This is a genomic window from Microvirga sp. CF3016, from assembly GCF_036314085.1.
Taxonomy (GTDB): domain Bacteria; phylum Pseudomonadota; class Alphaproteobacteria; order Rhizobiales; family Beijerinckiaceae; genus Microvirga.
Genome location: NZ_JAYGGM010000005.1, coordinates 56,380 through 81,673, shown reverse-complemented (window position 1 = coordinate 81,673; position 25,294 = coordinate 56,380). Strand labels below are relative to the sequence as shown.

Genomic DNA, 25,294 nt, shown 5'->3' with positions numbered 1-25,294 from the left:
CCCAAATTCAAAGTAAAAACAGCCAACACTTGCAATTCTCATAGAAAAGACCTATATAGTTTTTATCGGATTTTGGCCGGACAATCGGGTCGTTTCGCTTTTGGTCTTTCCAGGCGCACGTTCGGACTTTCTTACCATTACATCGACGAACCGGGTTGAGGCCGCGCTTTTGCGCGCCTTCGCTCACGTGCATCTGCAGCAATCGCGAAAGGTTACCCCTATGATTATGGGCACTGTGAAATTCTACAACGACATGAAGGGCTTCGGCTTCATCCAACCGAATGACGGCGGCAAGGACGTGTTCGTCCATGCCACCGCTCTCGAGCGTGCTGGCATGCGCAACCTCGTTGAAGGCCAGAAGGTTGCCTTCGACACGGCCGAGGACCGCCGCTCGGGCAAGATCGCCGTCAACAACATCGAGAATGCGTAATCTTGATGGTCGGCTCAAGACAGAGCCTGTGCCGCTAAGCCTTGAAGCCGCTCCCGCGTGGGGCGGCTTTTTCGTTTGGGCCCGCGAACACGCCATAGCGGTTATATGCCTTACCCTGCCCCGTGACAGTTAAGCTCCAGGAGCAATGAATGTCTCACAAGTATAAAGTTCATCAGTTGGTCCGCATCACCCATCCGCGCATTTCGGACAAGCGTGCAAGTGCAAGCGGCATTTACGAGGTGACGCGCCTCATGCCCGCCGATCAGACTGGTGAGGTCTCGTACCGCATCAGGTCGTCCGGCTTCGGTGAGCGCGCCGTGCGCGAAAGCGAGATCACGGCCGGGGCGTCGACCATTTGACCAGCGGCGACGCTTTCTTTCAGGGATCACAGATCTACGATCCGGTTGCGCTGCTTCGACGCGGTGACGAGAACCTGTACGTCGCCCGCGTGGGCATGAAGGCTTCAAGGCAGTTTATGATCCTGACACCCACGGGCGAGCCTGCTTGGCCGCATGAGCCTCTCGGCAGCCTCTCGGATATCGCCTGGGCGCTTCGAGCACATGAATGGCACGACGTGACGCCTGAGCCCGTTGGACAGAACGAGCGTTTGGCCAAGACCCTGGCTCGCCTGCTGATCGAACGTGCTTAGGCGATTGACTCAGCAGTGGATGCGCAGATAACGGACATGGAGGAACGGACCATGGCTGATCAACCGACCAATCTCGATGCACATCGCGGCATGGCAGCCCAGAAGGCCACTGACCTTCGGCGTCTGCGGTCCGAGGTCGAAGCCGACCAGGAAGCGTTGCGGGCAAGACAAGCGGAACTCGAGGAGCTCCTGGCCGCTGCGCCTGCCACTGATTGGCACGAGGCGGCTGATAAGGCACGCTATCTGCTTGGCCTCCTCGCGCAGAGTCTGGATGCAAGCGATCTACGCCGCCGCAAGCTGATCGAACGGGTGCTAGCCGACTTCGACCATTTACTCGGCACGTAGAATCAGTAGTGCTTTCTGAAGAGCTGTTCATGATCCCCTGGGTCCTCCTTGACACGGCAAAGATCCCCGGTGACGGCGGCGAGCTGCGCCTCAAGAAGCGTGGGGCCGAGTTCTCCATCATGTTGGGCAGCAACGAGCTGATGAATAGCCGCCTCAGCGGTTCCGAGGAGGCGCTTGCTCGATTGGCTTGTCTGAGGATTCAGGATCGTCGGAAGCCGCAGATCCTTATTGGCGGATTGGGGATGGGCTTTACGCTTCGCGCTGCGCTAGTCGAACTTGGCCCCGATGCTCAGGTTACCGTGGCTGAACTACTGCCGGCTGTTGTGGCATGGGCGCAGGGTCCTATGGCCGAAGTATTCGGCGATAGCCTGACAGATCCGCGCGTCAGCATCGTCGAAGGGGATGTTGGGCGTCTGATAAGGTCTGGCCGGTCTGCTTACGATGCTATTCTGCTCGACGTTGATAACGGGCCCGAGGGGCTGACACGCAAGGCCAATGATAGCCTCTACGACTTGCCAGGACTGAGTTTCGCCCGGACGGCGCTGACGCCTGGCGGGGTCCTGGCCGTGTGGTCGTCGGCACCGGATCGAGCCTTCACCCAGCGCCTGCGCACGGTAGGGTTCGGCGTGAATGAGGTCGGCGCTCGCGCCCATGGAACACATCGAGGCGCAAGACACACGATCTGGATTGCGATCAAGTAACGCGCCTCACCTGCCTCGCAGGTGCGAAGCTAGTCGGCAGAGACAGTGCGCAACCGGTTCGCTTGTATGCGCACCTATTCACCTGACCCGCAATCTTTAGTAGCTTTGAGATTGCCCCTCAGGTCTGCGGCCCGTTCACCAATTCGACGAAGGGCTCGAGGCTGGCATAAGGCAACGTGAACTTCTCGCCTCGGAACATCATCGGCACATCCTGGCCGCCTGCGAAACCGGACGTCAGCTTGCTGCGTACCGTGAAGATCTCGCCGGCCGTCACAGGACCCCAGGGTTGATCGAGATGATCGATCACGCCGAGATCGCTCAACCTGGATTCAACTGTTTGAGTCCGAGCGTGCGAAGGTTGTTGACGGAGGCTGCTCACGACATCGTCACGTATGGTGGCATAAGCCGGATTGCGAACTTTGTAACGAATTTCTGCATCTTGGATGAACCGCCACACCGAACCTGCAGCCATCTGCTGCAACTTGGTGAGAGGCTGCTTCTCCGGCTTCGCCGTCTTTTTCGAGGTCTTGGCGCTGACCGGGGTCTCGGCAGGCTGAACATTGGCGATCAATGCCCACTTTTTCGACCATTCCACAGCTCGGTAGTCGCCTTTGGTCAAGCGATCCGTGAATTCCAGAATATCACGATCAATCGGATGCTTGCCGCCGCTGGATTCGAAGTAGCGCAAGCGCATCTCGTCGGGAAGAAGCAGGTAGAAGTTGTTGCTCTTGACATCCACGTCCACGATTTTGGCGACCTTCACCACCATATTCCGAGTTGATGGAGCTTCTATGCCATCTCCTGTCGGGTAAACTATCGTCCCTTTTGGGATCTGGACATAGCCGTCTACTTGGATCTCCGACATCTGATTGGGTCTTCCTTTTGTGCAGGGCCAGCGCTGGCTGCTGGAACCGGCATGGCATTTCAAAAATGGGAACGGCACCCGAAGGTGCCGTTTCTGTTGCTAGGCTTTCCCGAGCCCCGGATGGTTACGCCGCGAGGCGCACCGCACCCATGTCAACGTTGTCGTTGGCATTTATGAATTTGCACTATCAAGGCCGTAGCTCAGCCCAATCGCAACCTAGCCTTTATTGCGCCCAGTCGAACCCATGTCGCCCCCATCACAAACACACCGGGACAGCGGCCTGACCTCAACGAAAGGCCAGTCCGCCCAAAACCCGCCTTGCGGTACCTGGACGGCCGGTGTGCTTGTGGTGGAGGCGGCGGGAATCGAACCCGCGTCCTAAACGCCTATTCCACTCTGCCTCTACGATCATAGTCAGGCGAACCTGACATATCTGATATAGGGCTTCGTCGACCTGATTACTAGGCACAAGACCTACAATCGCGCCTGTCGAAGGAGGAGTTCGTTCACTGGGCATGGGAAATAGCGCGCCAGCAGGAAGTTCGCACTTGGTTCATCACAAACGGACCCGTTGTCCAGCATGAACGTCTCATGTGGGAACGGGTCCTATGCAACCCGATCGGCAGCGCCTAAGCTCCGGTTTAACATGTCATGACACTGGAGCAGCAGAGATGATGAAGAAGCAGATCGTTGCAATCCAGGATGTCTATGTGCCTGTCCAACGGCGTCAGACCCTTGATCGGCAGAAGGTTGAGGCCCTTGCCGAGAGCATGCTGGCAAAAGGGCAAGAGGCACCTATCCTCGTACGGCCCGATGGCAAGCGTTTTGTCCTGGTTGAGGGTCTGCATCGACTGGAAGCCTGCAAGGCACTCGGGGAAACAACCGTGCCCGTTTACTTGGTCCAAGCTCGCAAGCATTGAGCGTTGCTCGGTGAAGCGCTGGTGCGCAAGCCTCGGCATGATGATGCCTGCTCCTTAGCCCCAGACGCCCCCTCCATCACCGCCAGACGATCGGGTGGAACATGCAGAAGACTCCTGCCAGCATCGCCCTCACCATTCCGCAAATTGCGGCGAAGCTTGCGACATCCGAAGCAAGCCGCGGCAAATGGCTACTGAAGCGGCAAGGCGAATTGGACTTGATTCAGCGGACGCTACTTCTTGGATCCGGTACTCGAACCCACTGTCCCCTTCGTCGAAGGCGCAGCGGCAATCGTCTTTGTCTTTTCCTTCTTTGGCTTCTTCGCCTCCCGGTTACCGCGCTGCTCACCTTTGGCCATATCCGCATCTCCTAGGGTTGTCCCGGAGTGTAACACCTGCAGAAGCCCGGCGGAACAGCGAAGTGCCCATGGAAATTTCAGCCATCATGCGTGAGTCTGTAAGTTGCGGCTTTCTCGCGTCGGCGCCGAGTTGCGTGCGGCGTCACTCCCCGGGCGGTCGGATGAGGGCGGTCAGCGTCTTTTCCCGCTTCGCTCGACGCCTGAGCGACGTTGATGATCTTTGCTCCCCGCCCGAAACTCACGCCATGCAATGATGCTGGCCTGGACTGCCTCCCCGGTCGTCCCATTCCGCCATTCCCCGTCAATGCGCTCACACGGGAATGGAAGGATGTAGGTCCCGACATGATCCTCAGCCAGAACCTGCACCGGCAGCCCATAGCCCGGATATCCGTCGGTTGTGAAATCCTTCAAACGGGCAGTTCGTGTCACCATGCACTCGCTCCGAGTCGATCCGACGCATCAAAGATCCATAAGGCAACACTCAACGTCAACTGGATACTCGGTCAGCGGGACGAGCGGATCCACGAGGGCAACAGCAACCGGAATCGCCTTCCTTGGCTTAGCTGTTTCAAGGCATGCCGTGTACGGCAGGTGCTATCGAGGTCCCGTTCGGGATTGCCATTGTTCCTGTTAATCTGATAGAACACAATTGGACCGTGAGCCTGCTTGCGCAGATCCAATTCCGAAGCTGCTCACCACGAGACTGTCCATGAATCGCACCCCAAGTGGCATTACTGCTGTGGGCGACCTCCCCTGGGGCACCCACTTCTGCCAGTTCTACGATGATCGCAATGACTTGGCTGAAGCTCTTGTCCCTTTCTTCAAAGCAGGACTGGAAAATAACGAGAAGTGCCTTTGGGTGACTTCCGAGCCGTTCGGCCGAGACGATGCCCGGGCCTCATTGCGAGCAGCTGTTCCGGATCTTGAGCAGCGTGAGAAACGGGGGCAAATCGAAATCATCGATTTCCAGAATTGGTATCTCCGCTCCGGCCATCTGGATGCGGATGAAACGGTCGATCAATGGCTCGGCCGGGCCCGTACAGCGGTCGATGAGGGCTATGGCGGCTTGCGGCTCACCGGCAACACCTTTTGGCTGGAATGCGATGGGTTTGACGAGTTTGCCGACTACGAGAGTAAGGTCAACTCACGCTTCTCATCCCAGCCCATTCTTGCCTTGTGCAGTTACTGCTTAGGGCGGTGCAAGCCATCGGACGTGCTCGAGGTGGTCCGCAATCACCAGTTTGCGATATCGCGACGCCGCGGGGAATGGGAGGTAATCGAAGATGCCTCTTTGAAGATCGCGCGCTCAGATCTTGAGCGTCTGAACTCTGAATTGGAACAACGGGTTCACGAGCGGACAGCTGCGTTGGAACAGGCTCTGACCGATAAAAACGAGCTCTTTCGTGAAGTCCATCACCGTGTTCGTAACAACCTGCAGATCATCTCCAGTGTTGTCCGCATGAAGCAGCGACAGACTGCATCTGATGACGTCAAGCAGAATTATTCCGATGTTCTAGGCAGGGTTGACGCCATCGCCCTGGTTCATGACACCTTATACGCTTCCGACGAACTCTCACGCGTTCCGATCGCCGAATACCTCAGAAAGCTTTGCGAGAATCTGGCGGAGCTGCGCAACCGGCAAAATGGAGTGACGCTTCGGCTCGATCTCATGGATACCAAGCTGCATCTCGACAAGGCGGTTACCCTTGGATTGATTGTCACCGAATTGGTCACAAACGCCCTGAAGCATGCCTTTCCCTTGGAGAGAGCCGGGCAAGTGACCGTTCGGTTCGACTGCAATGGTGATGATTGCACCCTGATCGTGTCGGACGACGGCATTGGTATAGCCAAATGCGAGGACACCCTCCGGTCGCGTTCCGGGCTGAGGCTTGTGTCCAGCCTCGCTCTTCAGCTGGGCGCGACGATCACTGAGCACGCCGGGGAAGGCACAACCGTCGAAGCGCGGTTCCCTCAAAGTTAGACATCCATAGTCTAAGTGGAGATAACGCAGGCCTGTACGAGTGGCACGCTTCCATCCACCGAGCCTATGACTTCTGCCGCACTCGCCGACAAACCCTGGAGAGCTGGCATCTGACAGCTTGGACTGGTTGTTCCAGCGGCGGGCCCTCTTGTGTTTGCGAGGCAGCAAATTCGCCTGACGTCTCGGCTATGCAGCCGCTTCGTCATCGGGTCCCTCCGGGCCCTTGGCCGGGGGCTCAGCCTTGTTGAGATGAGGAGCTTTGGCCAGGCTCAGCTCGATCAACTTACGGGCTTCGGTCTGGGTCAGCCGGTTGGCGGCTGCCACCTCCCTGATCATGAAATCCAGAGCGCCTTCGAAGATCTGCTGCTCGCTGTAGGAAGCCTCCTGCTGCTCTGAGCCACGGTTGAGATCCCGCAAAACTTCAGCAATGGTTGTCAGCTGCCCGGTCCCGATACGCTCCTGAAGGTCGTTCGAGCGCCGGTTCCACATGCCGCGCTTGGCCATTGCCTTCCCGCTCAGGAGGTCGAGCGCCTGGTTCACCACATCAGGCTCCGACAGTTTTCTCAGGCCGCTGTTCTTGGCTTTCGCCAGGGGAACGCGAAGGGTGAGGCGATCCTTATCGAAGGTGATCACAAAGAGCTCAAGCTTGAACCCGGCAATCTCTTGCTCCTCGATCGCGGTAATCACACCCACACCATGGGCCGGGTACACAACCGTTTCACCGATCTCAAAGGACGGAGCATTGTTCTTCGTGGCCATTCAGACATGATCTCCGTTAGATTCAAACTAGGCCTCAGTAGGAAAAGCCTGCGTCGTAGATGCGTATCTCGCGATTGTCGCGTCAATGCACCATAGGTCTGCAGAACCCGAAGCGTCTTACGTGGTTCCCACGGAACGGCTGCGCTCCATTTGGTAGATCCAGCAGTGTCTGGGTAGAGCACGCGCCACATATCGGCATTAGGCGGATAATCGGCTATAGATCATCCGAGGAAATTGCGAAAGCCTCGGGAATGTCTGTTATCACCTTCATCAGCAGACATTCGGTCTACTTCGCAAATGTGCCAGAAGCTGCCCTTCCTGATTTAGCGTTTCGTTGGACAAGCCGACTTCGGAATGAGAGACCGGGAGGGCAATGGTCCGCATCCCGGATGTATCTGCCAGTTTCTATGACTGGAACAAGCTAATGTAACTGCGCTCTCATGGAAGAGGCTGAGCGGCTCCTGTATACTTGGTTAGGCCGTCAACCAAGGCATCAAAGGTCACGCGGCAGCGGGGGCTGGATCGGAGATCCTCATGCATCACAATCCAGGTTTTGAGATCTAGCCTGAACTCCTCCGCCAGAACCCGAGCAAGCTCAGGGTTTCGGGCAGCCAGCGGAACCTGACACACCCCGATGCCAAACCCCGCTCGAATGGCAGCAAGCTGCGCCAAGTCACTATCGGCCCTCAATGCAAAATTGGAGTGCTCGAAGCCGCTCACGCGCTGGAGCATGCTGCGGATTGCCGGCGTCTCGCGGGCAAACCCGATGAGGTCATGCGGGCCCAGGTCGTTGAGGGTGAGGGGAATGCCTCGCTGATCCAGGTAGCGCGTGTGCGCGTGAAGCCCGAGCGTGATCGATCCCACGGGCCGTGCAACAAGAGCCTCATGTACAGGCTCGACCATCCGAACAGCAATATCGGCCTCACGCCGGAGCAGATCATCGAGGCTGTTCGACAGCACCAGTTCGATGACGAGCTCGGGATAGCGCGCCCGAAGATCTGTCAGGATTGCGGGCAGGACCTCAACGCCCACAACCTCGCTGGCGCTGATCCGGACCGTTCCCCTGACAGCCGTGCCATGACCGGACGCCGCCCGCAGCAGCGCTGCGGAGGTGGAGGCCAACGTCTCCGTATAGGGCTTCAGCGCGAGCGCGGCGTCTGTCGGCGCCAGTCCGCGCTGCGAGCGCAGGAACAGGTCGTACCCGATGGTGGCTTCAAGGGCATCGATGTGACGGGCCACCGTCGGCTGCGTCAGGCCGAGCGCCCGGGCCGCTCCGGACAGGGAGTTTTCCGTGAGGACGGCCAGGAAGGTGCGGTAGAGATCCCAGCTCGGTTCGATCTTGCTCATATATTTCAGTATAGCGACCCTACGGATTTACTCAATTTCGTTGATCACGGCTCCACGCCATCTTGGCTCCGTCCATGAACACAGGAGGACATGATGGCTGACAGAACTGCTCTGGTGCTCGGCGCCACCGGAGGAATTGGCGGAGAGGTCGCGCGGCGGCTGAAGGGACGTGGGTGGATGGTGCGTGCTTTGCACCGCGATCCATCCCGGATCGGCAGCCGTGACGGTCTCGTTTGGGTGCCGGGCGACGCACTGGTCGCGTCCGAAGTTGCCGCCGCGGCTGAGGGATGCTCTCTCATCGTGCATGCAGTCAACCCGCCGGGCTATCGGAACTGGGGCGAGGTCGTCCTGCCGATGCTGGACAACGCGATCGCCGCGGCACGGCAGAACGGAGCTCGCATCCTCCTTCCAGGTACCATCTACAACTATGGCCCTTTCGCCTTCCCGCTTCTGGATGAGCACTCGGTCCAGCAACCCGTCAGCCGCAAGGGCCGCGTCAGGGTCGAGATGGAGGCGCGCCTGCGCCGCGCGACGATGCAAGGGGCAAAGGCGCTGGTCGTTCGTGCAGGCGACTACTTCGGCCCGCGCGCTGGCAACAACTGGTTCTCGCAAGGGCTCGTGAAGCCGGGCCGTCCCGTCACGGCGGTCACCTATCCTGGCAGGCCGGGCGTCGGCCACCAGTGGGCCTACTTGCCGGACGTCGCCGAGACCATGGTGCGCCTTGTCGAGCGTGCCGATCTGGATGCCTTCGCCACCTTCCATATGGAAGGCCACTGGGATCATGACGGTCGACAGATGATCGAAGCCATCAAGCGGGTGGTCGGCAGGCTCGACCTTCCCGTCCGGCGGTTGCCGTGGCGGCTGATGGCTCTTGCCTCGCCCTTCGTGCCCTTGTTCCGGGAATTACGTGAGGTGAAGTATCTCTGGGAGCAGCCGGTCCGAATGACCAATGCCCGCCTGCTTAGTACAATCGGCGAAGAGCCCCACACGCCGCTCGACGAGGCCGTTAGGGCTACCCTGCTGGGCTTGGGATGCCTGAAGCAGAGCGAGCGCCCGGCGCAGAACATTTCTGGCGCAATGCACGGCCAGGGGAGGTCCTGATGCAGCGGCTGCCCTTTATCACCCTACTGGCTTGGTGTGCTCCGGGAGCAATCCTCGCCCAGTTCCTGTTGGCTGGTCTGTCTCTCTTCCATGATACGCAACTCTGGGCGGCCCATACGATACTGGGCTCGGCTCTGGCCCTGCCCATTGGAGGGGTTGCCTTCAAAGCCTTGGTCAGCAGTTACGCCCCGCACCTGCGGAGCTGGGCTTTGGTTCAGGTGGGGATCTATGTCGCTCAGGTTGTCCTGATCATCGTCGGCCAGAACACGGGCTCTGGTGTCCTTCAGGCCCTTCATGTCTTCAATGGTGGGCTTCTGCTTATGGTCTCTTTCGTGATTGCACAGAAGGCTGGGCCAACCTCGAAGAAGCCGTCGAGCACATAGAGCTCTGCATCGGGTCAATCTGAGTTATCCAGCGTGACCGTAACAAGGTCCCCTCTCAGGCTGATTCCTGACGCTCGTTGGTTCTGGCAGTAAGGGTCGACCTGCGGGTGAACCGATGCGACAGCACCGGAAAAGCTCATTCAGTTCAACGTGCTTCCCAACACGGTTTTCTGGGAAGCAAGACCAAGCCTGATTAGCGACTAAGCGCTTGATAAGGCTTGGTGAGCGCGCTGGGACTCGAACCCAGGACCCTCTGATTAAAAGTCAGATGCTCTACCGGCTGAGCTACGCGCTCCCAGAGGTGAGCCCGAGATAGGGACTCTCGGGCTTCGGGTCAATCGAAAAGCCCGGTCTGGGTCGGTAATTCCTCAGCTTTGGGCCGAGAGAGGCTGCAGTTTCTCGAAATCTGCCCGGAGGAAGCCCTTTCGTCAGCCCGGGCAGCTAACCCTCCGCCACCATGGCAATATTGTCGGCGTGCTGGCCGATTTCCGCTTTGCTGTCCCGCTCACCCTTGGCCCAGCCTTCCTTGACCTCGCCGATATAGGTCTCAAGCCGTCCTTCGGCGATCGCCTTGCGCAAGCCGGCCATGAGTTCCTGGTAATAGGCCAGATTGTTCCAGGTCAGCAGCATCATGCCCAAGATCTCGTTCGAGCGGACGAGGTGGTGCAGGTAGGCGCGGGAATAGGTGTTGGAGGCCGTGCATTTCGATTCAGCGTCGAGCGGGCTCAGGTCCTCGGCAAAGCGCGCGTTGCGCAGGTTCATGCGGCCGTGGCGGGTGAAGACTTGGCCGTGACGCCCGGCCCGGGTGGGCATGACGCAATCGAACATGTCGACGCCCCGGCGCACCGCCTCCACGATATCGTCCGGCGTGCCCACCCCCATGAGGTAGCGGGGCTTCTCCTTCGGCATATGCGGCTCGACCGTCTCGATCATGCGCAGCATCACGTCCTGGGGTTCGCCCACGGCCAAGCCGCCGATGGCGTAGCCTTTGAGGTCGAGGGCCGCGAGCTCCTTCGCACTCTCGATGCGCAGCCGCTCCACCGCTCCCCCCTGGATGATGCCGAACATGGCCTTGCCCGGCTGCTCGCCGAAGGCCACCCGGCACCGCTCGGCCCAGCGAAGCGACAGGCGCATGGCCTTCTCGGCCACCTCGTCGGAGCACGGCAGCTTCACGCATTCGTCGAGCTGCATCTGAATATCGGACCCAAGGAGCCCTTGGATCTCGATGGAGCGCTCCGGCGTCAGAACATGGGTCGAGCCGTCGATATGGGACTGGAAGGTCACCCCGGTCTCGTCGATCTTGCGCAGGGCCGAGAGCGACATGACCTGGAAGCCGCCGGAATCGGTGAGGATCGGATACGGCCAATTCATGAACTGGTGCAGACCGCCGAGCTTGGCGACACGCTCCGCCCCCGGGCGCAGCATGAGGTGATAAGTGTTGCCGAGCACCACATCGGCGCCGAGCGCTTTCACCTGGTCGGGATACATGGCCTTGACGGTGGCGGCCGTACCGACGGGCATGAAGGCAGGCGTGCGGATGACGCCGCGCGGCATCCGGATCTCGCCGGTGCGGGCCGCTCCGTCGGTCTTGTTGACGGTGAAGGTGAAACTCTCGGTTGTCATTCAGAAACTCTCAGTATCAATCCCGGCCTGGATACGGCGGAGTCCATAACCGCCGCACCTCACCGATGGATCCCTTTCCCGCGCATTCCGCAGGCCGGGACGACATGGGGTATCAACGCCGGAACAGCAAACTCGCATCGCCATAGGAGTAGAAGCGATAGCCCGTTTCGATCGCATGGGCATAGGCGGCCTTCATGCAATCCAGCCCTGCGAAAGCCGAAACCAGCATGAAGAGGGTCGAGCGCGGGAGATGGAAATTGGTCATGAGGACGTCCACCGCCTTGAAACGATAGCCCGGCGTGATGAAGATGGCCGTGTCGCCGGAGAAAGGCTCAATCGTCCCGTCCTCACGGGCTGCGCTCTCCAAGAGCCGGAGGGATGTGGTGCCTACCGCCACGATCCGCCCTCCACTGGCCCGGGTCTCGTTGAGCGCCTGCGCAGTCTCGTCCGAGACGGAGCCCCATTCCGCATGCATCCGGTGCTCGTTCGTATCATCGGCCTTTACCGGCAGGAAGGTGCCCGCTCCCACATGGAGCGTCACGAAATGACGGGCGATGCCGCGCCTGTCGAGGCGGCGGAAGAGATCCTCGGTGAAGTGCAGCCCGGCGGTTGGGGCGGCGACGGCCCCCTCGTCCTTGGCATAGACCGTCTGGTAGTCGTCCAGGTCCTTGTCGTCGGTGGGGCGCTTGCCGGCGATGTAGGGCGGCAGCGGCAGTTCTCCGAGCCGAGCGATAGCCTCGTCCAGGAAGGCGCCAGCAAACGAGAAGCGCAGCGTCACGTCGCCCCCCTCGCCCTTCTCGATAACCTCGGCATCGAGCCGCACCAGTTCGCAGGCGGTGCTCTCGGACGCCTCGCCGAAGCGGATGCGGTCACCGATGTTGAGCTTCTTGGCCGGCCGCGCGAAGGCGCGCCAGCGGTCGGCGCCCTCGCGCTTGTGCAGCATGACCTCGACCCGAGCCGCCGTCTCCTCACGGACGCGCAGGCCGTAGAGGCGGGAGGGAATGACCTTGGTGTCGTTGAGGACCAGCACGTCGCCCGGCTGCAGGAGATCCGGCAGGTCGTGGACGATCCGGTCTTCGAGGTTGGTGTCGGGCCGGACCACGAGCATGCGCGCGGCATCCCGCGGCTCCACGGGGCGGAGCGCGATGCTGGTTTCGGGGAGATCGAAATCGAAAAGGTCGACGCGCATGGATGGTGTTCATCGTCCGCGTCATGGCCGCGTTAGTTGCGGCCATCCACGTCTCGGAGCGCTTCCAAGACGTGGATGCCCGGAACGAGCCCGGGCATGACGGTATTAAAGGGAGAACGCGCTCAAGCCGCGTCGGCCGCGACCTTCATGGAGACGATGCGATCGGGATCGCGCACGGGTTCGCCGCGCTTAATTTTGTCCACGTTGTCCATTCCCTCGGTCACCTTGCCCCAGACGGTGTATTGCTTGTCGAGGAAGCGGGCGTCGTCGAAGCAGATGAAGAATTGCGAGTTCGCCGAATGGGGAAAGTTGGTGCGGGCCATGGAGCAGGTGCCGCGCACATGCGGCTCGGCATTGAACTCGGCCTTGAGGTCCGGCATGTCGGAGCCGCCGGTGCCGGTGCCGGTCGGGTCTCCGGTCTGGGCCATGAAGCCCTCGATCACCCGGTGGAACGGCACGTTGTCATAAAAACCCTGGCGGGACAGCGTCTTGATGCGCTCCACGTGGCCGGGAGCCAGATCGGGGCGCAGCTCGATGACCACACGGCCCTTGGTGGTTTCCATGATGATGGTGTTTTCGGGGTCTGCCATGAGAATCTCCTTGGAATGGCGTGTATTTAGGGGATGCGGTCGCCGGTCACTAGAGCGCGGGACCCAAAAGTGAGATCCCTTGGTCGCTGACTCGAGCCTGCCGTTCGGCACACCGCGTTAAAGGAACTGTTGTTTTTCAGTTGCCGGGGAATCAACGAAGCGGAACGTGAAAGGACGGCCGGCCACCGCGGCGCCGAGCTTGTCGCTGAACGGCATGGGCGAGCAACGCACCAGGGCCTCCCTTACGGCTTGCGTGAAAGCCTCCCGGTTTGCGGCGTCGGGTTCGCCCTCCCGGTAATGAGTGATCATAGGCTTGCCAAGCACCTCGCCGTTCCGCTTGAAGCTGATGCGGATCGTCACCGACTGGCCGGAATAGCGCACGCCCGCCGGCCGCCAGCAGGCCTGCATCGCCCGCACGATATCATTGAGGGTGTCGACCTGCTTCGGGATCTCCTCGCCGCTCGGAGGGCGGATGATGCCGTTGAAACTCTGCGGCAGGGACGGAGGGGACTCGCGACGCTCGTCCGGATCGCCGAACAACCCCTGGGCAAGACCCGGCGCAGCCAGGGCCAAGCTCAGGAGGAACGCGGCGATCCCCGCTCCGTTTGATCGCAGGTGGCGCATCACTTCCCGTCGGCGGCAAGCTGCATCTTCACGATCTTGTCCGGGTTCGACACCATGCCGTTGGCGGCCGCGTCGCCCTTCTTGATCTTGTCGACCACCTCCATGCCCGACACGACCTCGCCGAAGAGGGTGTACTGGCCGGTCAGCGGGCCGCAGCCCTCGTAGCAGATGAAGAATTGGCTGTTGGCGGAATCCGGGCTCTGGGAGCGGGCCATGCCGACGGAGCCGCGCTTGTACTGGGTCTTGGTGAACTCGGCCGGGATGTTGGGCAGGCTGGACTTGCCGGTGCCGGTGCCGGTCGGATCGCCGGTCTGGGCCATGAAGCCGTCGATCACCCGATGGAAGACGACGCCGTTGTAGAAGCCCTGCTTCGTGAGCGTCTTGATCTGCTCCACATGCTTGGGCGCGAGGTCCGGGCGCAGGCGGATGGTGATGCGGCCGTCCTTGGTGTCGAGGAAGATCGTGTTCTGCGGGTCGGCGGCCTGCTGGGCGGCGGCGGGAACGAGGCCTGCGAGCACGAGCGCTCCGGCGGCGAGTAAACGCTTCATGGTGGGAAGTCTCCTTATCAAGGACGATGAAACTTTATGGCCGATTGAATGTGGCCTTCAGGCGTTCGGCGACAAGACCCGGCACGAAGGCCGAGACGTCGCCGCCCATTCCGGCGATCTGGCGCACAAGCGTGGCCGTGATGGGGCGAACCGGGGGCGAGGCCGGGAAGAAAACGGTCTGGACCTCCGGCGCCATGGCGGCGTTCATGGAGGCCATCTGGATCTCGTAGTCGAAATCCGTGCCGTCCCGGAGCCCACGGACGATGAGGCTCGCACCGTGGCGGCGGGCCGCCTCGACCGCAAGATCGCTGAAGGTCACCACCTCCAGCGCAACGCCCCTCTCCTGCAGCACCGGCCCGCAGACCTCCCGCAGCATCTCGGCCCGCTCTTCGGCGGAAAAGATCGGGGCCTTCGAGGAATGGACCCCGATGGCGATCACGATCCGGTCCGCCACGCTGCAGGCCTGGCGCAGGACGTCCAGATGCCCGTTGGTGACGGGGTCGAAGCTGCCGGTATAGAGCGCGGTGCGTGTCATAAGGCTAAGGCGTAGCGAGATAACGGCCGAGGAGCAAGCCGTGCGTTGGCGCACGATCGGAATTGCAGGACTGCTCCATAATATCCTTACTCAAAGTAAGGAGAAGTCCAGTGATGGTTCGCCTCATCGTCGTGTTCCTGATTTCAATCGCTGTTCTGACACCAGCAGCAATCTCAAGCGCTTATGTGCTTCTTGGCTAACTCTGGCATGATCGGATTAGACGATGAAGATCAGCACTCCATTATCGAATGCGCTTTCGGTTACCATCGCCTGTTTTGTTTTCGGTCCCGTATACGCGGATGAACTGATTTGCCGGGGACCCTTTGCCCGGGATTCGGATTACAATCGCCTGGTCAGCGCCTTCGGCCGGGCCAATGTCACGCAGGAAACGGTGTATGGAGCCGAGGGCACCGAGTTCCAGGGAACCATCGTGTTTCCAAATGATCCTGCTCGGCGGCTCGAGATCATCTGGATCGATGAGAAGGCACGCCGCTACCCGGCAAGGATCGAGATGATCGGCTCTAGCTGGTCCGGCCCGAAGGGTCTGCGTGTCGGCATGCCCATGGCAGCTGTGGAAGCCGCCAATGGCAAGCCATTCTCCCTATCCGGGTTCGATTGGGACTATGGCGGCACCGTGGAAAGCTGGAAGGAGGGCGTATTGAGCACCCTTCCCGGCGGCTGCATCCTGAGCATGATTTTCAGGCCTGATGAAAACGTGCCCATGTCCATCCTGGAGAAGGTCGGCGGCAGCCGGGTGTTCGCCTCGGACTCGACGGAGATGAGAGCCGCCAATCCAAGGATAGAGAGCCTCAAAATAGGCTATCCTCAACGATGAGATGGTGGTGGGAGAGCATACAAACCTGGCATTCGAACGCTTTTCATTCGCCGAAAGGCGGATGCTCGTTCGCTGCAAGAGGCCACGCCTCGCCGAGACTGGCCGTCCGGCAAGCCGTGCGCTGGCACACGGCAACCTGGACGACGCCGTGAGACATAGGGCTCACCTTAAGTCAGGAGAGAGCCATGATCGTCCGTCTTTTCATCGTCGCCATCACGGCCGTTGCCGTCTTGAGCCCGGCCGCGCTGGCGAGTCTGACTTGAAATACGAAATCCCGTGAGCTGCCGGTCCTGCGTTTAGGATTTGCAGTTGGAGTATTCCTGGTTGCCGGCCTTGCCCATGCCGATGAGCTGGAGTGCCGGGGCCCGCTCGGCAAGGATGCGGACCACAAGCGCCTCGTGCAGCCTTCGGCCGCGAGAATGTCATCCAGAAGACGGTCCATGAACCGGAAGGCCTGGAAGTCAGGGCCAGCGTCGTCTTCCCGAAAGATCCGTCCCGGCGTCTGGTGGTCCTTTGGTCCGACGAGAAAGCGCTCCGCCGTCCGGCTCGGTTGATCTGCAGGGATCGGGCTGGTCCGGACCGGAGGGGCTGCGGGTCGGAAGCCCCTTCAAGGCTGTCGAGACGGTAAACGGCAAGCCGTTCATTCTTTATGGCTTCGAATGGGATTACGGCGGAACAATCGAAAGCTGGAATGGCGGGGCATTGGGAAACCTCCCGGGCGGCTGCCGTTTCGACCCGATCTTCGAAAGCGACGCGGGGGTCAGCGCGGCGGCACAGATGCGGGTCGCGAACGACCGGTAATATGCGTCGAACTCACCCCTGATGAGAGCGGCCAACCCGAGGGTCCGAAGTCTTCATCTGCGCTACCCGCAGCGCCATTAGCGAAATCGCACCATTGCCCGTCCTTTACTGGCACAGGAACGCGATCATTCAGTAGATCAGGAAATCCGCGGCAGTCATCTTGAGATTTTTGTAGAGAGTGGCAATAGCCACTGCTCCTCCTGCGGACGAACCGTTCTTGTCGTAATAGAGGAAGCCCTTCCTGGCGTCGTAGATAACATAGTCGTTCTCATCCTTGGCCTTGTTGCCGATGACGAAGTATTCCTTCTTCAACTTGACCGCACGAGAGCCGACACGCGACGCTATCTTCGTCATCCACGCATCGTTCAGAAAGATCGTGTCGTCCTTAACCGAGAAGTCCGCGATCTTGTCGAGGTCCTTTCGATCGGGTTTGACATCGAAAGCGAACCGATCCTTACCATTGCCGCCGAACAGGACATCCCGGCCATAGCCTCCGACAAGCCAATCGCTGCCATCTCCTCCTTCCAGAACATCGTCATCACTATGGCCGTAAAGAATATCGTCCCCGGCGAAACTCTGCAGGAAATCGTTTCCGAAGAAGCCGTCGATAGTGTCGTTTCCGGCTGTGCCCGAGAGAACGTCGGCTCCATCGGAACCGAAGAGGAGAGGACCAGTTGCTTTACCGTCGGCACTGCTATCGACGACCATGATGGCGAACGACTTGTCAAACGTCAGTCCGCTGTTGTCGGTCACCCGGACGATGACGGTATGTGATTGTACCGTCTCATAGTCGATCAGGGCTGCGTTCGCGACGACGAGCTGTCCGAACTCATCGATGGTGAAACGCCCGCCCGCATCGTCTACGAGAGAAAAGGTGAAATAATCGACTTCATCCGGATCAGCAGCAGTAAGCTGACCGATCGCCTCGCCGTTGAATGTGTCCTCAATCACGCGATTCGCGTCCAGCACGATATCCGTTGGTGTATGGCTAACAGCAGTCGCGGCAGTGATGAGCTCTCTCATTAAGAGATTCTCTTGGATAGTGCGAATCGTCATGACAAACCTGAAAGATGAACCAGGGCACAAATATATAACTCTATAAAGTTACATTCAACTTTTTGTTTGCACTTCGCCCTGCGAAAGCAAATCCCAATACAGACGCCATTCCGACATATAGGACGTTCCGACAACCTTCGTTGCCAGGGATCGCCCGACTGGACGAGGCTCGGTTATTCGACGTCTGTCAAAGCCCGGAATCTGCGCCTCTCCTTCCGCAGAACGCTGCAGGCGCAAGAGCTATTCTCGTAACAATCATCTGACAGATCGCCTGTATGATATGCCACGCAAAAACCCGCCGACCTGAGCCGGCGGGTTTTGCATCTTCTCAACCGGGAGGAGGCTCCTTACTCCTCGGCAGCCTCTCCGCCTTCGAACGAGACGTCGTCGACGCCTTCGCCGTCCTCATCCTCACCCTCGATGTGCTCCACCGAGACCACCTTCTCCTTGTCGCGGGTGGAGAAGACGGTGACGCCCTGCGAGTTGCGGCCGACGACGCGGATGCCCTCCACGGGCACGCGGATCAGCTGGCCGCCATCGGTGACGAGCATGATCTGGTCCGAGTTCTCGACCGGGAACGACGCCACCAGCTTGCCGTTGCGGCCGTTCACCGCCATGGCCGTGATGCCTTTGCCGCCGCGTCCCGTGATGCGGTACTCGTAGGACACGGTGCGCTTGCCGTAGCCCTTCTCGGAGATCGTCAGGATGCACTGCTCCTGCGCGCTCATCTCCGCGTAGCGCTCCTGCGAGAGGGAGAAGTTTGCGCCCTCCGTATCCTCCGCATCCTCCGATGCGTCCGGGTCGGCACCCATCTGCTCGCCGGTGACTGCGCGGCGCATCTTGAGATAGGCCGCGCGCTCCTCGCCCGTGGCCTCCACGTGGCGCAGGATCGCCATGGAGATGATGTCGTCGCCCTCGGCCAGGTTGATGCCGCGCACGCCCATGGAATCGCGACCCTTGAAGACGCGCACGTCCGTGACCGGGAAGCGGATGCACTGGCCCTTGGCCGTGGTGAGCAGCACGTCGTCGTTCTCCGAGCAGATCTGCACGTCGACGATATGCTCGCCCTCATCCAGCTTCATGGCGATCTTGCCGCCGCGGTTGACCTGGACGAAGTCGGACAGCTTGTTGCGGCGGACCGTGCCGCGGGAGGTGGCGAACATCACGTCGAGCTTGTCCCAGGACGCCTCGTCCTCGGGCAGCGGCATGATGGTGGTGATGCGCTCGCCTTGGCTGAGCGGCAGCATGTTCACCAGGGCCTTGCCCTTGGCGTTGGGAGCCGCCAGCGGCAAGCGCCACACCTTCTCCTTGTAGGCCTGGCCTTCGGAGGAGAAGAAGATGACGGGCGTATGGGTGTTCGCCACGAACAGGCGGGTGACGAAATCCTCGTCCCGGGTCGTCATGGCGGAGCGGCCCTTGCCGCCGCGGCGCTGAGCCCGGTAGGTCGAGAGCGGCACGCGCTTGATGTAGCCGGCATGGGACACGGTGACGACCATGTCCTCGCGGGCGATCAGGTCCTCGTCGTCGACGTCGGAATCCCAGTCGACGATCTGGGTCTTGCGCGGGGTCGCGAAGGTGTCACGGACTTCGATGAGCTCGCCCTTGATGATGTCCATGATGCGGACACGCGAGCGCAGGATCTCGAGATAATCGGAGATCTCCGCCGCGAGCTTCGACAGCTCGTCGCCGATTTCGTCCCGGCCGAGAGCCGTGAGGCGCTGCAGGCGCAGGTCGAGGATGGCGCGGGCCTGGGTCTCGGAGAGACGATAGGTGCCGTCCTCGTTGATCTTGTGGCGCGGATCGTCCACGAGCGCGATGAGCGGCGCGATGTCGTGGGCCGGCCAGTCGCGGCCCATGAGGGCCTCGCGGGCGGTGTTCGGATCCGGCGCCGTGCGGATGAGGCGGATGACCTCGTCGATATTGGCCACCGCGATGGCGAGACCGCACAGAACGTGAGCGCGCTCGCGGGCCTTGTTGAGCAGATACTTGGTGCGGCGGGAGACGACCTCCTCGCGGAAATCGACGAAGGCCTTGATCAGGTCCTTCAGATTCATCAGCTCGGGGCGGCCGCCGTTGAGCGCCACCATGTTGGCGCCGAAGCTCGTCTGCAGCGGCGTGTAGCGGTAGAGCTGATTGAGAACCACGTCGGCCATCGCGTCCCGCTTGATCTCGACCACGATGCGCATGCCGTCGCGGTCGGATTCGTCGCGCAGGTCCGCGATGCCTTCGATCTTCTTCTCGCGCACCAGCTCGGCGATCTTCTCGATCAGCGAGGCCTTGTTCACCTGATAGGGAATCTCGGTGAAGATCAGCGCCTCGCGGTCCTTGCGGATCTCCTCCACTTCGGACTTCGCCCGCATGACGATGGAGCCGCGGCCGGTCGTGTAGGCGGACTTGACGCCCGCGCGGCCGAGGATGAGCGCGCCGGTCGGGAAGTCCGGCCCGGGGATGAGCTCGATCAGCTCCTCGGTGGAGATGCCGACATTGTCGATGAAGGCCAGGCAGCCGTTGATGACCTCGCCCAGATTGTGGGGCGGCATGTTGGTGGCCATGCCGACCGCGATGCCGCCGGCGCCGTTGACGAGCAGGTTCGGAAAGCGGGCCGGCAGAACCGACGGCTCGTCCTTGGATTCGTCGTAGTTGGGGGTGAAATCGACCGTGTCCTTGTCGATGTCGTCGAGGAGCGGCATCGCCGCCTTGGCGAGACGGGACTCGGTGTAGCGCATGGCCGCCGGCGGATCGCCGTCCACGGAGCCGAAATTGCCCTGCCCGTCCACGAGCATGAGGCGCAGGGAGAAGTCCTGCGCCATGCGCACCAAGGCGTCGTAGATCGCGCTGTCGCCGTGCGGATGGTATTGACCCATCACGTCGCCGACGATGCGGGCGGACTTCACGTATTTCTTGTCCGGCGTATAGCCGTTCTCGTGCATCGAGTAGAGGATGCGCCGGTGCACGGGCTTGAGGCCGTCGCGCGCATCGGGCAGAGCGCGGCTCACGATCACGCTCATGGCGTAATCGAGGTAGGAGCGCTTCATCTCGTCGACGATGGAAATCAGCTTGATGTCGCTCGCCGGCTGGTCCCCACCGGGGCCGCCGGGGCGGTTATCGTTCGGATCGGTCAAGGTTGGTCTTTCTTAAAACGGTCTGCCCTTTCGCGAGAGGCGGCTTATCGGTGCCGCTTCGTCAAGCCATTCGGCAGGCCCGCGAATCCAATTGAAATCAGTCTCTTAGATGGGCGAGAACGCGGCAATTTTCAAGCGTTTTGACGGGTTTTCCAGAGGCAATGCGCAAGCCGAAATCCGTTTACGTTTCAGCAACTTATTGTCGAGTCGGACGCAATCGCGGGCAAGCTCGCACCTGTGGCACTTTCGCAGGGCGCCCCAAGAGACGAGATCCCGGTTCAACTGCGACGTCTAAAGGACTGGTTTGGCTTTGTTTTTCTGCGCATTCATGGACACGGACCCCAACCCTCGTCCCGATCTCCTGCGCTCCCTGATCCGACCGCCTCCGGAGAAGCTGCCACAAGGCATCCCGGAGGATCCCGCGCCCGCTGGACCTCCTTCGAGACGCCGCTGCGCGGCTCCTCAGGATGAGGCCGGTGGGGCGTGTAGCCTGAACCACCGGATCGGGCTGACCCTGCCACCCTCGCCGCGGGCCTCAGCGGACCCGCCCTTCTCCTCGTCATCACCGGGCTTGTCCTGGTGATCCCGATGAATTGAAGCGCCGAGCCTCTCCGATCGGGATGGCCGGCACGAGGCCGGCCATGACGTGGCGGGAGGCATGACGTGGGCGGGCTGATGCATGATGTCAACGAGCCAGCACCTTCAGGCCCAGGGCTGGTGAGCCCTGAGCCGGAAGGACGATCGAGGGTGGCGCGAGAGGCGGCCCGGCTCGATGATGATGGTGGGAGATGGAAGAGCCGGACGGCACCTCGCGCACGGTTCTTTTCAGGCGGACCAGCTGGGACGACACCCAAGGTCGGCCTCCTGCGCTCCCAGGCGTGCGAGGCCTGCCGCAGGACCGTGCCGGCTCCCGTCACTGCGACGCCTCGCGAGCGCGCCCCTCGCAGGAACCGATCTGCACAAGGGTATAGCTCAGATGCAACCCTGTGTCAAGAACAAAGTGAGAACATTACGGTCTCAAACATCACGGTCTCACGCCTGCTCACCGCTCCTGCTACCCGTCCCGTCATCACCGGCCTTGTGCCGGTGATCCCAATCCGAGAGGCGCCGTGCTCCCCAGCATCGGGATGGCCGGCACAAGGCCGACCATGACGGGGAGAGAAACGATGGTCGGTGGAGGGAAGCAACGATCAGTGGAACGTGCGAGCAGGGGATGGCCGGGACCGATCCCGGATCACGTCCGGGGAAGGCCATGACGGCGAGAGCGCCAGAACTAGTATCAGGCTGGAGCCTAGACCCGGTGGGATGGAAGAGACGGTGGCTGGTCAAACCCTCAACAAAATCGCCGTCGCATCGTCACTCGCCTTGAATCGCGGATAGAGCCTGCCGTCCGGGTCGCGCTCCGTCTCGATCTCCCGTGCCAGCTTCGCCAGGGGCTCGAGGCCGGAGGTGAGAGCGGCTTCCATGATGGCCCCGGCATCCATCGCCTCGTAGAGATCGACCAGGGCCGAGAAACCGTCTGAGGCCAGGAGGATCACCGTGCCGTCCGCGCACGGAGCCGTCTCGTGCCGAAGCCGATCCACGGCATCCGGGTTGAAGCTCAGGAGCGCGGCCGGAACGCCGCTCTTCCGCTGCCGCTCCCGACGCTCGCCGAGCCACGCGAGAAAGACGGGCGCGTCCAGGATCGCCGTGGGCTTGGATCCCGCCTGCTGCATCAGTTCGGCCGCCTTCGCGGACTCCGCGTCGCGCAGATTGGGAGCATCGCCCAAAACCTGAACCGTCCCGTCGGGCTGCCGGACATAGGCCGTGGTATCGCCGAAGGTCCAGGCGTCCAGAACGTTGCCCCTGCGTCGCACCAGGGTCATGGCTCCCAGGGGCCAGGCAACGAAGTCCTCATGCCGCTCCGAAGGCGCTACAGCCCGATAGGCCGTGCGCGCCTCCTCCATCACGTGCCGCAGAAGGGCGACGCCGTCCTGAGCGTAGGGGGCGAGGTCGGAGAGCCGCTCGTCCGCGAACCGGGCCAGCCAGGCGGCATCGCTCTTCCCGTCCATGACGGGCTTCGTACCGGGAAAGATCGACGTGTCGATCACCCAGGCCCAGTCGCCCGAGGCGCCGCAGATATCCTCGTTGGGCTTGTCCGGGTGCCCCGGCCAGCTGATCCGATCCAAAACCGTGAACATTGTCGCCCCGCCCCTCGCCAAACATCCTCGGGAACGCCATAACGCAAAGCTTAAGGGAAGGTCCAGCCGATGCTCCTCGACTACATCTCCGCCGCCCTCGTGACCCTGCTCGTCACTCTCGATCCGGTGGCGCTGGCGCCGATCTTCGTGTCGCTGACCCGGGGCATGACCGCCGCGGAGCGCCGCCGGGTTTCCATGCGGGCCTGCCTGATCGCCTTCGGCATCCTGGCGTTCTTCGGCCTCGGCGGCGAGGTGCTGCTGCGGCTCCTCGGCGTCGGCATTCCGGCCTTCCGCATCTCCGGCGGCCTGCTGCTGTTCTGGATCGCCTTCGAGATGGTGTTCGAGCGCCGCAACGAGCGCAAGCAGCACACGGCCGACATCGCCATCACGGAGGATCACATCCGCAACGTCGCGGCCTTTCCGCTGGCCATTCCGCTCATGGCGGGCCCCGGCGCCATCACGGCGGTGATCCTGCTCGCAGGCCGGGCGGACGGCAATGTGGTCTATCTGTCCGCGCTGCTGATCCTGATCGCGCTGGGAATCCTGAGCTGCTTCGTGGTGTTCTCCGCCGCCGAGCGCGTCGCCCGCTGGCTCGGCGTAACGGGCAACGTGGTCCTGACCCGTCTCCTCGGGGTGATCCTCGCGGGCCTCGCCGTGCAGTTCATCATCGACGGCGTGCTGGCGCTGCTCCGGGGTCCGGGAGCCTGAGCCGAAACCACCTCTGTCACGCTTCCCTGCTCAGGATGAACATCCCGTCGTCAGTCGTCTCAAGCACCGACCAGCCCAGCCGCTCGTAGAACAATCGCCGGTTTGGACCCGACAACAGATAGACGCGCTCCGCCCCTGCCCCGAATGCCAATGCGGCGGCCTTCTCGACCAGGGCGGCACCGATCCCGCGACGCCGGTAGTCGGGCTCGACCCAGAGCGCCGCGACCCAGGGGGTGTATTGGGGTCTCGTCGCCTCGTCGCAGGCGATGATGGAGACGGTGCCGATGAACGTATCATCTTCCTGAGCGACGAGCGCGGTCGGAATGGGTCCGGCGCCGAAGCTCTCGCGCACGAGACCGGTGAGCAGGCTCAAGGGATGTCCCTTGTTCTTCCAGAAGGCGCGCCAGACGCGGTCCGCGACGGCATCGGCAAAGCCGGGTCGATCCCGCAAATCCGAGATGATGATCGGCCTCAGCGCAGGGTCTCGAGCAGGCGCATCATGAGCTTCTGGCGCGGCGCGATGGACGAGATCAGGCCGTATTCCTGAAGCGTATGCGCCCCGTCGCCGTCGATCCCGAGGCCGTCGAGGGTCGGAATGCCGAGCGCCGCCGTGAAGTTGCCGTCCGAACCGCCGCCGACCCGAGGCGCGGATACGAGATCGAAGCCGATCTCGGCGGCCAGGGATTTGGCATGGTCGAAGAGCCTGGAGGTTGCCTCCGTCCGCTCATAGGGTGGGCGGTTCATGCCGCCGGTCACGGTGAGTTTGAAGTCCGGATTGGATGGCTTCAGCCCGAGGATCGCAGCCGATACGGATTCCCCGTCCGCCACCGTCTCGACCCGCAGATCCACCGGGAAGCGGCAATGCTGCGGAATGGTGTTCACCGCCGTGCCGCCCGAGACCATGCCGACCGTGGTGGTGATGCCGCGCGCATAATCCGTCAGGGCCTCGATGGCGAGAATCTGCCGGGCGGCCTCGTAGACCGCGTTGCGTCCGTCCTTGTGGCGCGAGCCCGCATGGGCCGGCCGGCCTTCCACATGCACGTCGAAGCGCCCCACCCCCTTGCGGGCCGTGACGATCTGGCCGCCGTCGCGGGCGGGCTCCGTCACGAGCGCATAGGCCGAGCGCCGTCCGAGATCCTCGATCATCGGCTGCGTGATCGGCGAGCCGATCTCCTCGTCGGGCGTCACCAGGAACACGATGGGCCGCGCCGCCGTGCCCCGGCGGGCCACATCCTTGAACGCCTCCAGGGCGAACCAGGCACCGCCCTTCATGTCGTAGATCCCAGGTCCGTAGAGGCGATCGCCCGCGACCCGCAGGGGCAGATCGTTCTCGATGGTGCCCACCGGATGCACCGTGTCGAGATGCGACATGACCAGAATGCCGGGCTCGGACGTCTGCGGCCCTGCCCGCAGGACGAGGACATCGCCGAGACCCTGCTCGCCCGAGACCCGCTCCACCGCCACCGGAGCGTCGCGCATCTGTGCAACCACGAGATCCATCATCAGGTTGACCCCAGCCCGGTCATGGGTCGGACTCTCGGTGCGGATCCAGGTGAAGAGCGTTTCAAGGGACGGCGAGGAGAGGCTCATGGTGTCTTCTTCTGAATGATCGTGCGTGCTGGCTAACCACTCCTCGCCCGAAACAT

At 61.7% G+C, this 25,294-nt stretch carries 26 protein-coding genes, 1 tRNA gene and 1 other RNA gene; 12 read left to right on the top strand and 16 right to left on the bottom strand.

The window, feature by feature from the left end; genetic code table 11:
* The first annotated feature begins 220 nt into the window (after positions 1-220).
* From VB672_RS08790 to VB672_RS08770, 5 genes are all read left to right on the top strand, one after another.
* A complete protein-coding gene (locus VB672_RS08790) occupies positions 221-430 on the top strand; it encodes a cold-shock protein (protein ID WP_329783810.1) in 210 nt (69 codons plus the stop codon).
* Between the two features lie 149 nt (positions 431-579).
* Positions 580-789: a hypothetical protein gene (locus VB672_RS08785; protein ID WP_329783809.1), complete on the top strand. Its 210-nt coding sequence runs from the start codon at positions 580-582 to the stop codon at positions 787-789.
* Positions 790-905: 116 nt separating this feature from the next.
* Positions 906-1,079, top strand: a complete 174-nt coding sequence (locus tag VB672_RS08780) for a hypothetical protein (RefSeq protein WP_329783808.1) — start codon at positions 906-908, stop codon at positions 1,077-1,079.
* Positions 1,080-1,130: 51 nt separating this feature from the next.
* Positions 1,131-1,424, top strand: coding sequence for a hypothetical protein (locus VB672_RS08775; RefSeq protein WP_329783807.1), 294 nt, complete (start codon positions 1,131-1,133; stop codon positions 1,422-1,424).
* Between the two features lie 29 nt (positions 1,425-1,453).
* The gene (locus VB672_RS08770; RefSeq protein ID WP_329783806.1) at positions 1,454-2,125 is read left to right on the top strand and encodes a hypothetical protein; all 672 of its coding nucleotides are present in this window, start codon (positions 1,454-1,456) and stop codon (positions 2,123-2,125) included.
* A gap of 118 nt (positions 2,126-2,243) precedes the next feature.
* Here the strand turns inward: VB672_RS08770 and VB672_RS08765 are convergent, their stop codons facing one another.
* Positions 2,244-2,990, bottom strand: a complete 747-nt coding sequence (locus VB672_RS08765; protein WP_329783805.1) for a hypothetical protein — start codon at positions 2,988-2,990, stop codon at positions 2,244-2,246.
* An 82-nt stretch (positions 2,991-3,072) separates the two neighbouring features.
* Positions 3,073-3,458: a transfer-messenger RNA gene (gene ssrA / locus VB672_RS08760) on the bottom strand.
* 203 nt (positions 3,459-3,661) lie between these two features.
* On the opposite strand from ssrA, the gene VB672_RS08755 reads away from it, so the two are divergent.
* On the top strand, positions 3,662-3,910 hold the full coding sequence (locus tag VB672_RS08755; RefSeq protein ID WP_329783804.1) for a ParB N-terminal domain-containing protein: 249 nt from the start codon (positions 3,662-3,664) through the stop codon (positions 3,908-3,910).
* Between the two features lie 1,065 nt (positions 3,911-4,975).
* Entirely contained in the window at positions 4,976-6,247 is a 1,272-nt protein-coding gene (locus tag VB672_RS08750) for a sensor histidine kinase (RefSeq protein WP_329783803.1), read from the top strand.
* A 186-nt stretch (positions 6,248-6,433) separates the two neighbouring features.
* On the opposite strand, the gene VB672_RS08745 is transcribed toward VB672_RS08750, so the two are convergent.
* A complete protein-coding gene (locus tag VB672_RS08745) occupies positions 6,434-7,006 on the bottom strand; it encodes a CarD family transcriptional regulator (RefSeq protein ID WP_329783802.1) in 573 nt (190 codons plus the stop codon).
* Positions 7,007-7,444: 438 nt separating this feature from the next.
* Positions 7,445-8,353 (bottom strand): LysR family transcriptional regulator, encoded by a 909-nt coding sequence (locus VB672_RS08740; RefSeq protein ID WP_329783801.1) that lies wholly within the window; start codon positions 8,351-8,353, stop codon positions 7,445-7,447.
* A gap of 93 nt (positions 8,354-8,446) precedes the next feature.
* Here VB672_RS08740 and VB672_RS08735 point away from each other — a divergent pair, with 93 nt between their 5' ends.
* Entirely contained in the window at positions 8,447-9,454 is a 1,008-nt protein-coding gene (locus tag VB672_RS08735) for an NAD(P)H-binding protein (RefSeq protein WP_329783800.1), read from the top strand.
* Entirely contained in the window at positions 9,454-9,837 is a 384-nt protein-coding gene (locus VB672_RS08730; RefSeq protein WP_329783799.1) for a DUF6220 domain-containing protein, read from the top strand. Before VB672_RS08735 ends, VB672_RS08730 begins: the two co-directional genes overlap by 1 nt.
* A 219-nt stretch (positions 9,838-10,056) precedes the next feature.
* On the opposite strand, the gene VB672_RS08725 is transcribed toward VB672_RS08730, so the two are convergent.
* The 7 genes from VB672_RS08725 to coaD form a co-directional block, all read right to left on the bottom strand.
* Positions 10,057-10,132, bottom strand: a tRNA-Lys gene (locus VB672_RS08725).
* Between the two features lie 146 nt (positions 10,133-10,278).
* Entirely contained in the window at positions 10,279-11,460 is a 1,182-nt protein-coding gene (gene tgt / locus VB672_RS08720) for a tRNA guanosine(34) transglycosylase Tgt (RefSeq protein WP_329783798.1), read from the bottom strand.
* Positions 11,461-11,572: 112 nt separating this feature from the next.
* Complete coding sequence (gene queA / locus VB672_RS08715; protein WP_329783797.1) at positions 11,573-12,649, bottom strand: tRNA preQ1(34) S-adenosylmethionine ribosyltransferase-isomerase QueA; 1,077 nt, start codon at positions 12,647-12,649, stop codon at positions 11,573-11,575.
* 122 nt (positions 12,650-12,771) lie between these two features.
* Complete coding sequence (locus VB672_RS08710) at positions 12,772-13,239, bottom strand: peptidylprolyl isomerase (RefSeq protein WP_329783796.1); 468 nt, start codon at positions 13,237-13,239, stop codon at positions 12,772-12,774.
* A 117-nt stretch (positions 13,240-13,356) separates the two neighbouring features.
* A complete protein-coding gene (locus VB672_RS08705; protein WP_329783795.1) occupies positions 13,357-13,863 on the bottom strand; it encodes a hypothetical protein in 507 nt (168 codons plus the stop codon).
* Positions 13,863-14,411: a peptidylprolyl isomerase gene (locus VB672_RS08700; protein WP_329783794.1), complete on the bottom strand. Its 549-nt coding sequence runs from the start codon at positions 14,409-14,411 to the stop codon at positions 13,863-13,865. The genes VB672_RS08705 and VB672_RS08700 overlap by 1 nt, the downstream gene beginning before the upstream one ends.
* A 34-nt stretch (positions 14,412-14,445) precedes the next feature.
* A complete protein-coding gene (gene coaD / locus VB672_RS08695) occupies positions 14,446-14,946 on the bottom strand; it encodes a pantetheine-phosphate adenylyltransferase (RefSeq protein ID WP_329783793.1) in 501 nt (166 codons plus the stop codon).
* 223 nt (positions 14,947-15,169) lie between these two features.
* Here coaD and VB672_RS08690 point away from each other — a divergent pair, with 223 nt between their 5' ends.
* A complete protein-coding gene (locus tag VB672_RS08690; RefSeq protein WP_329783792.1) occupies positions 15,170-15,781 on the top strand; it encodes a hypothetical protein in 612 nt (203 codons plus the stop codon).
* 513 nt (positions 15,782-16,294) lie between these two features.
* Positions 16,295-16,582, top strand: coding sequence for a hypothetical protein (locus tag VB672_RS08685; protein ID WP_329783791.1), 288 nt, complete (start codon positions 16,295-16,297; stop codon positions 16,580-16,582).
* A gap of 129 nt (positions 16,583-16,711) precedes the next feature.
* On the opposite strand, the gene VB672_RS08680 is transcribed toward VB672_RS08685, so the two are convergent.
* From VB672_RS08680 to VB672_RS08670, 3 genes are all read right to left on the bottom strand, one after another.
* A complete protein-coding gene (locus VB672_RS08680) occupies positions 16,712-17,605 on the bottom strand; it encodes a calcium-binding protein (RefSeq protein ID WP_329783790.1) in 894 nt (297 codons plus the stop codon).
* Between the two features lie 380 nt (positions 17,606-17,985).
* Positions 17,986-20,673, bottom strand: coding sequence for a DNA gyrase subunit A (gene gyrA / locus VB672_RS08675; RefSeq protein WP_442931975.1), 2,688 nt, complete (start codon positions 20,671-20,673; stop codon positions 17,986-17,988).
* A 1,412-nt stretch (positions 20,674-22,085) separates the two neighbouring features.
* The gene (locus tag VB672_RS08670) at positions 22,086-22,940 is read right to left on the bottom strand and encodes a hypothetical protein (RefSeq protein ID WP_329783788.1); all 855 of its coding nucleotides are present in this window, start codon (positions 22,938-22,940) and stop codon (positions 22,086-22,088) included.
* Positions 22,941-23,009: 69 nt separating this feature from the next.
* On the opposite strand from VB672_RS08670, the gene VB672_RS08665 reads away from it, so the two are divergent.
* Positions 23,010-23,648 (top strand): MarC family protein, encoded by a 639-nt coding sequence (locus tag VB672_RS08665; RefSeq protein ID WP_329783787.1) that lies wholly within the window; start codon positions 23,010-23,012, stop codon positions 23,646-23,648.
* Positions 23,649-23,664: 16 nt separating this feature from the next.
* On the opposite strand, the gene VB672_RS08660 is transcribed toward VB672_RS08665, so the two are convergent.
* Together VB672_RS08660 and VB672_RS08655 are read right to left on the bottom strand one after the other, a co-directional pair.
* On the bottom strand, positions 23,665-24,099 hold the full coding sequence (locus VB672_RS08660; RefSeq protein WP_442931954.1) for a GNAT family N-acetyltransferase: 435 nt from the start codon (positions 24,097-24,099) through the stop codon (positions 23,665-23,667).
* 20 nt (positions 24,100-24,119) lie between these two features.
* A complete protein-coding gene (locus VB672_RS08655; protein WP_329783786.1) occupies positions 24,120-25,238 on the bottom strand; it encodes a M20 family metallopeptidase in 1,119 nt (372 codons plus the stop codon).
* Between the last annotated feature and the right edge of the window lie 56 nt (positions 25,239-25,294).

Coding starts and splice junctions, on each gene's coding strand:
- VB672_RS08790 (WP_329783810.1), top strand. CDS start 221: ATGATTATGGGCACTGTGAAATTCTACAACGACATGAAGGGCTTCGGC.
- VB672_RS08785 (WP_329783809.1), top strand. CDS start 580: ATGTCTCACAAGTATAAAGTTCATCAGTTGGTCCGCATCACCCATCCG.
- VB672_RS08780 (WP_329783808.1), top strand. CDS start 906: ATGATCCTGACACCCACGGGCGAGCCTGCTTGGCCGCATGAGCCTCTC.
- VB672_RS08775 (WP_329783807.1), top strand. CDS start 1,131: ATGGCTGATCAACCGACCAATCTCGATGCACATCGCGGCATGGCAGCC.
- VB672_RS08770 (WP_329783806.1), top strand. CDS start 1,454: ATGATCCCCTGGGTCCTCCTTGACACGGCAAAGATCCCCGGTGACGGC.
- VB672_RS08765 (WP_329783805.1), bottom strand. CDS start 2,990: ATGTCGGAGATCCAAGTAGACGGCTATGTCCAGATCCCAAAAGGGACG.
- VB672_RS08755 (WP_329783804.1), top strand. CDS start 3,662: ATGATGAAGAAGCAGATCGTTGCAATCCAGGATGTCTATGTGCCTGTC.
- VB672_RS08750 (WP_329783803.1), top strand. CDS start 4,976: ATGAATCGCACCCCAAGTGGCATTACTGCTGTGGGCGACCTCCCCTGG.
- VB672_RS08745 (WP_329783802.1), bottom strand. CDS start 7,006: ATGGCCACGAAGAACAATGCTCCGTCCTTTGAGATCGGTGAAACGGTT.
- VB672_RS08740 (WP_329783801.1), bottom strand. CDS start 8,353: ATGAGCAAGATCGAACCGAGCTGGGATCTCTACCGCACCTTCCTGGCC.
- VB672_RS08735 (WP_329783800.1), top strand. CDS start 8,447: ATGGCTGACAGAACTGCTCTGGTGCTCGGCGCCACCGGAGGAATTGGC.
- VB672_RS08730 (WP_329783799.1), top strand. CDS start 9,454: ATGCAGCGGCTGCCCTTTATCACCCTACTGGCTTGGTGTGCTCCGGGA.
- tgt (WP_329783798.1), bottom strand. CDS start 11,460: ATGACAACCGAGAGTTTCACCTTCACCGTCAACAAGACCGACGGAGCG.
- queA (WP_329783797.1), bottom strand. CDS start 12,649: ATGCGCGTCGACCTTTTCGATTTCGATCTCCCCGAAACCAGCATCGCG.
- VB672_RS08710 (WP_329783796.1), bottom strand. CDS start 13,239: ATGGCAGACCCCGAAAACACCATCATCATGGAAACCACCAAGGGCCGT.
- VB672_RS08705 (WP_329783795.1), bottom strand. CDS start 13,863: ATGCGCCACCTGCGATCAAACGGAGCGGGGATCGCCGCGTTCCTCCTG.
- VB672_RS08700 (WP_329783794.1), bottom strand. CDS start 14,411: ATGAAGCGTTTACTCGCCGCCGGAGCGCTCGTGCTCGCAGGCCTCGTT.
- coaD (WP_329783793.1), bottom strand. CDS start 14,946: ATGACACGCACCGCGCTCTATACCGGCAGCTTCGACCCCGTCACCAAC.
- VB672_RS08690 (WP_329783792.1), top strand. CDS start 15,170: ATGAAGATCAGCACTCCATTATCGAATGCGCTTTCGGTTACCATCGCC.
- VB672_RS08680 (WP_329783790.1), bottom strand. CDS start 17,605: ATGAGAGAGCTCATCACTGCCGCGACTGCTGTTAGCCATACACCAACG.
- gyrA (WP_442931975.1), bottom strand. CDS start 20,673: ATGAAGCGCTCCTACCTCGATTACGCCATGAGCGTGATCGTGAGCCGC.
- VB672_RS08670 (WP_329783788.1), bottom strand. CDS start 22,940: ATGTTCACGGTTTTGGATCGGATCAGCTGGCCGGGGCACCCGGACAAG.
- VB672_RS08665 (WP_329783787.1), top strand. CDS start 23,010: ATGCTCCTCGACTACATCTCCGCCGCCCTCGTGACCCTGCTCGTCACT.
- VB672_RS08655 (WP_329783786.1), bottom strand. CDS start 25,238: ATGAGCCTCTCCTCGCCGTCCCTTGAAACGCTCTTCACCTGGATCCGC.